At 36.5% G+C, this 5,980-nt stretch carries 4 protein-coding genes; 3 read left to right on the top strand and 1 reads right to left on the bottom strand.

Features of this window, described 5'->3' with window-relative positions:
• Positions 1-272 precede the first annotated feature (272 nt).
• The gene (locus F6K27_RS04345; RefSeq protein ID WP_287275468.1) at positions 273-2,171 is read left to right on the top strand and encodes an HlyD family efflux transporter periplasmic adaptor subunit; all 1,899 of its coding nucleotides are present in this window, start codon (positions 273-275) and stop codon (positions 2,169-2,171) included.
• 642 nt (positions 2,172-2,813) lie between these two features.
• The gene (locus tag F6K27_RS04340; RefSeq protein ID WP_287275470.1) at positions 2,814-3,575 is read left to right on the top strand and encodes a peptidylprolyl isomerase; all 762 of its coding nucleotides are present in this window, start codon (positions 2,814-2,816) and stop codon (positions 3,573-3,575) included.
• A gap of 460 nt (positions 3,576-4,035) precedes the next feature.
• On the opposite strand, the gene F6K27_RS04335 is transcribed toward F6K27_RS04340, so the two are convergent.
• On the bottom strand, positions 4,036-4,206 hold the full coding sequence (locus F6K27_RS04335) for a hypothetical protein (RefSeq protein ID WP_287275472.1): 171 nt from the start codon (positions 4,204-4,206) through the stop codon (positions 4,036-4,038).
• A 1,527-nt stretch (positions 4,207-5,733) separates the two neighbouring features.
• On the opposite strand from F6K27_RS04335, the gene F6K27_RS04330 reads away from it, so the two are divergent.
• The coding region (locus tag F6K27_RS04330) for a hypothetical protein (RefSeq protein ID WP_287275475.1) at positions 5,734-5,980 on the top strand (247 nt) is incomplete at its 3' end.

Raw genomic sequence — 5,980 nt, 5'->3', positions numbered from 1 at the left:
GAAAAAAGTAGTAGGTTGGGTTAAGCGATAGCGCAACCCAACAACCTTCATTAATTGATAATGGATAATTGATAATTACCTCTGGTTAAAACCGTTCTTGATTAAATATAAGGAAATATTATTTCTTTTTTTTCCCCTTAAAAGGGGAGGCTTCAAGGCGCGAATTATTTAATTATTAATTATTAATTATTCGGTAAGTGTGTGTTGGGTTTCGGTTCCTCAACCAAACCTACAAAGTTCTAACAACTGATAACTAATAACTGATAAAAATTATGCCACAACAATTTAATTTAACAGTAGAATCAAACGGTCATAAACCTTTAGAGACTGACTTAGTAACACTAGAAAAAAGTTTAAATAACTCCAAAATTTCTGAGCCAGAAGTGACCAAATTAGATACAAATAAATCTGTTGATGATTGGTCTTTTGCTACTAAAGAATTATTAGATGCTTTACCCCAACGTTGGACGCGAGGATTACTATATCTTTTAATCATATTTGTAGCGATCGCTCTGCCCTGGGGAATGTTTTCTCAAGTAGATGAAACTGGTACTGCTAGAGGGCGTTTAGAACCTCAAGGTGGTACTCTTAAGCAAGAGTTAAATTTAACATTTACGGCTGCAACGGTATATACACAAACGGCAAAAGTTGAGAAAGTTTATGTTAAAGAGGGAGACAAAATTGAAGCTGGAGATATTTTAATAGAATTAGAATCTCGCCCTATTCGCGACCGACTTGCTCAACTGAATATTCAACTGCAAAGTCAACAAAATAGACTCAGTAAAATTGAACAACAAAAAAGTCAATTAGAAATCGAACTTCGTACCCAAGAACGACAAAATCAATCCCAAACATTAGAAAAATTAGCTCAGGTAGAGCAAGTACGACGCAACTTTCAATCTCTGAATACCACCTACAATTTACAGGAAGAGGAAAAACTAGCACAAGTTCATCAAGCAGAACAAAATCTCGAAGCTGCTAGGAGAATATTAAATTTACAAAGAGAAGAAAAGCTAGCACAAGTTCATCAAGCAGAACAAAATCTCGAAGCTGCTAGGAGAATATTAAATTTACAAAGGGAAGAAAAATTAGCTCAAGTTAATCAAGTAAAACAGCAGTTAGATGATAGTAATACTGCTTATAAATTATCAGAAATTCGCTGGCAAAAATCTCTCAGAGAAGTTGAACGTTATCGTAATCTTTGGGAGGAGGGTGCAGTTACAGAAATTCAGGTAGTTGAAAAGGAGGATATAGCAGAAGAAAGACAAAGAATATGGGAGCAAAGTCAAGCAGATCGGGAACAAGCAAAACTAAGAATAGAAGAGCAAGAGGGTAGTTACGACCGGGTTATTCATCAAGCAGAAGCAGATATTGAGCAAGCTGAGTTACGTTTAGCAGAGCAAAAAGGTAGTTATGAAAGAATTATTAATCAAGCAGAGGCTGATATTAAACAAGCTGAATTACGTTTAACAGAACAAAAGAGTAGTTATGAAAGAACAATTAATCAAGCAAAAGCAGATATTGAGCAAGCTGAGTTACGTTTAACAGAACAAGAAAATAGTTCTCAAACTATTACTCATTCTGGGGAGATTGCAATTTCAAAAATCAAAGAGCAGCTCAAGAATATGGATAGTCAAATTATTAGTATTCAAGCTGAAATTGCTCAGACAAAGAAAGATATTGATTCTTTAAATTTTGAGTTGGATCAACGAGTAGTTAGGGCGCAACAGGGAGGCATTATTTTTAATTTGCCCATTGAAGGAGTGGGAGATGTTGTGCAACAAGGGGAGATGATTGTGGAAGTATCACCACAAGGTAAAAATCTTTTTTTGAAGGCAGAAATGGCAACTTCAGAAAGTGGTTCTTTAAAGAAAGGAATGGAGGTGAAAATGAAATTTGATGCTTATCCTTTTCAGGATTATGGTGTAGTAGAGGGAACTTTAAAAAACATTTCTCCTACTTCAAAAATGCAGGAAACTGCTGAGGGGAATATAGCGATTTATGAGTTAGAAATTGAATTGGATGAGACTTGTATTCCTGCGGCTAATGAGTGTATTGCTTTGCGTCCTGGAGATACGGCAACGGCAGAGGTTGTTGTGCGTCAGCGTCGTCTAATTGATTTTATTCTTGACCCATTCAAGAAGTTACAAAAAGGAGGTTTAGATTTGTAGTGGACTGTTTCATCTAAAATGGTGCATTCGGGAGTAGGGGAGTGGGGGAGTAGGGGAGTAGGGGAGATAAAGATACCTAGAAATAAAAATCTCTTGCACAGTTTTAGCTGTGTCAGTCTAGTAGAAATAATTAATAATTGACAGTTAACTAGCGGTATAAGAATTGGAAATTGTCACTATTCGTCTGTCAAGATTTAATTTTTCACCAGTGGGAGCATCTTGCTCCCTGAGTGAACATCTTGTTTCCTTACTTAAGCATCCTGCTTCCTGAGTGAATATCTTGTTTCTTTGCGTGAGCTAGATGCTCAGATTACACATTATTAAAAGTCATCTTTGAGATGACTTCAGCTATTAGCCAAGGATTTTAATTCTTAGCGGGTTATCGGGTCATTTCAGTTATCAGTTATCAGTTATCAGTACCTCCATGGAATAGGGAGGCTTGAAATACTGAAGTTTACTTTTTTCATCCCCTTGAAAGGGGAGGCTTGAGACCCTCTTTTTTGGTCATCAGTTTGATAACTGGTTGGCTAGTCATGGTCATCAGTCACCCCCTAAGAAATGAATTTCTTGGCTAATAGCAAAAGTCATCTAAAGATGACTCTTAATACTTATTTGTTTTGATTAATTAATAGGAGAAAAACCATGTCACAATCTATCACTATTACTGCTGAAGATATTCTCAACCAAGTCAAGCTATCTTTAAAAACCTCTGAGCTTACAGAAGGAATTATTACTCGCAAGATTATTATGGATGCAGCTCAGGAAGCAGGTATAAAAGTAGAGACTGAAGAACTTCAGAAAGCAGCAGATACTATGAGGTTTGTCAATAAACTTCATAGCGCCCAAGAAACTTTTGCTTGGTTGGAAAAACATTGTCTGTCTGTAGATGATTTAGAAGAAGTTGCCTATATAAGTATTGCTTCTGAAAAATTGGTTGCTCATCTGTTTGCAGATAAGGTTGAGCCATATTTTTATGAAAATCAATTGAATTATGCTGGTGTGGTGATGTATGAGGTGGTTTTGGATGATGAAGATTTAGCGATGGAATTATTCTATGCTGTTGAGGAAGGGGAAACAAGTTTCTATGATGTTGCTCATCAATATATTGAGGATAAAGAGTTACGTCGTCAGGGGGGATATCGAGGAGTATTGTCTCGTAAGGATTTGAAACCAGAGATTTCTGCTGCTGTTTTTGCGGCTAAACCTCCTCAAATGATTAAACCTATTGTGAGTTCTAAGGGAGTGCATTTGATTTTTGTGGAGGAGATTATTCCAGCAGAGTTAGATAATAAGTTGCGTTTTCAGATTTGTTCAGAGTTGTTTGGTGAGTGGGTTAAGAAGCAAGTTGAGTCAGTTGAAGTTGTGACGAGTCTAGAATCAAATAGTAAAGCTATTTCCCCATAGCTTTAATGGGTTGGGGGTGGCGATCGCGATCGATATTATCGCCTCCCAACACCGTTACTTCCAACTCCTGAGTCAAACCAAAGTCAACAGCAAAATATCACTCAGTCGAACATTAATTTTGTGACTGGGTGATATTTTTTTATAGAAGCTCGAACCTTATCTCTGCAAAGATGAGGGTTTTTAGCCAAGTCCTCAGTCCTCAGGAGATTGAGAAATAAGATAGGGGAAAAAGAGTAGAAAAATACCCCCCTCTCCCCACACTTCCCACCCTCTCCGTCTATATTCTCAATAGAACCCCTTCAGGGGTTCTATAGTGTAGGTTAGATCGTCACAGCAAATAAACTGTCAAAAAAGGTAGGAAAGAATTGTTGACATAGTTCTAAGCCTATAGATAGGATGTAACTATGTGAATTTTATTCATTCCGCAATTCACAATTACCTAACCAACCCCTAACCAATGTTAACGCAGAATGCACAAGAAAATAGAAATATCGATCCCGGGGCGGGGGCGGCGGATTCCGCCTAATGTATTGGTCATTTCTCCCTCAGTCAAATCATTGAGGTAGCTTTCAGAATCTAAGAATAAGTCAGCACCAGCAGGATTTAAGTCAGAGATGTTAATGTTAGCCATTTTTCAGTTGCTCCTTAATAAAATTAGTAAATCAATTTTGTTGATTTGGAATCAGACTTGCTTTTGTCTGTTTCCATTTATATTATTGCCTGACTTTTCTGTAATTGCAAGGGTTTGAACAACTTAAAACTGCATCTAACTAACACAATTATGTCTCGAATTTTCGATAAATAATCATCTATATTCAGTAAAAAATAGCTAAAAGGAAGTTAATTCAATTTCAACAGATAATTATTGAAGAAATAACTAATACAATTATGTCTTTTTTGATTTGATGATGGTATCGAACTGCAATAAAAGTCAAAAAAAAAACAGCCCCATAACCTAATGGAGCTGAACTGAAAAATTATTATTGAAAATAGTGTAGGTTGGGTCTGAGAAGGAAACCCAACATATATTAGGTTGTTGTTGGGTTCGCGATCGCTTAACCCAACCTACAGAGACTAATATTGCCAGGGTTTGAACAACTTAAAACTGGATCTAACTAACACAATTATGTCTCGAATTTTCGAGAAATAATCATCTATATTCAGTAAAATTTAACTAAAAACCAGTTAATTCAATTTCAACAGATAATTATTCAAGAAATAACTAATACAATTATGTCTTTTTTGATTTGATGATGGTATCGAACCACAATAAACGTCCAAAAAAAAACAGCCCCATACATAATCGAGCTGGAACTGAACTGAAAAATTATTATTGAAAATAGTGTAGCTTGGGTCGGAGAAGGAAACCCAACATATATTAGATTGTTGTTGGGTTCGCGATCGCTTAACCCAACCTACAGAGACTAATATTGCCAGGGTTTGAACAACTTAAAACTGCATCTAACTCACAAAATTATGTCTCGAATTTTCGATAAATAATCATCTATATTGAGTAAAAAATAGCTCAAAGTCAGTTAATTCAATTTCAACAGATAATTATTGAAGAAATAACTAATACAATTATGTCTTTTTTGATTTGATGATGGTATTGAACCAGAATAAAAGCCACAAAAAAACAGCCCCATACATAATCGAGCTGGAACTGAACTGAAAAATTATTATTGAAAATAGTGTAGGTTGGGTTGACGTTCGCGTAAGCGTTGCGGAGCAAAGGAAACCCAACACATACAAGTCATTTTCACGCTTATTGATGTTTAATTCATCTATTGTCCAATAGTAAGAATTGGAAATACAGTCAAACAAGGCGATCGCCTTCCACTACAAATACCAATAAACTCCAACCATTAAGTTATCAGATTTTCGACCGATTCTGAGAAAGTAGCGATAGAACATCCGTTCCGCTGATTGATTTATTGTCCAATAGTCATATTTACAGGACTTACGCACGGACACACTTATCCAGTGAGGGCGAATGCCATTCGCCCCTACATATGGCGTTTTTAAGGGAGCTGCATGGGTAAGTCCTGATTGATTGGAAATACAGTTAAAGAAAGCTTCCACGACAAAGACCAATAAACTCCAACCATTAAGTTATCAGATTTTCGACCGATTCTGAGAAAGTAGCGACTGCTGATGGATGCCAATTATTGTTGGATTTATCTATTGGACAATAGTAAGAATTGGAAATACAGTCAAACAAGGCGATCGCCTTCGACTACAAAGACCAATAAAAAATGGTGTAGGTTGGGTTGAGGAACGAAACCCAACACATACAAGTAATACCAAATCCAGTATAGATATACCCGTTATACCCGACCCTGTAGAGACCTTCGATGGAAGGTCTTTACAGGTTTTTCATGGTTTGCTCATGGGCGGGTGTGTCA

Origin of the sequence: Okeania sp. SIO2F5 (assembly GCF_010692685.1) — a bacterium.
Taxonomy (GTDB): Bacteria; Cyanobacteriota; Cyanobacteriia; order Cyanobacteriales; family Microcoleaceae; genus Okeania; species Okeania hirsuta.
Note: the sequence above shows the minus strand (reverse complement) of the source record. Positions and strands in the feature narration are given on the sequence as shown.

Coding starts and splice junctions, on each gene's coding strand:
- F6K27_RS04340 (WP_287275470.1), top strand. CDS start 2,814: ATGTCACAATCTATCACTATTACTGCTGAAGATATTCTCAACCAAGTC.
- F6K27_RS04345 (WP_287275468.1), top strand. CDS start 273: ATGCCACAACAATTTAATTTAACAGTAGAATCAAACGGTCATAAACCT.
- F6K27_RS04335 (WP_287275472.1), bottom strand. CDS start 4,206: ATGGCTAACATTAACATCTCTGACTTAAATCCTGCTGGTGCTGACTTA.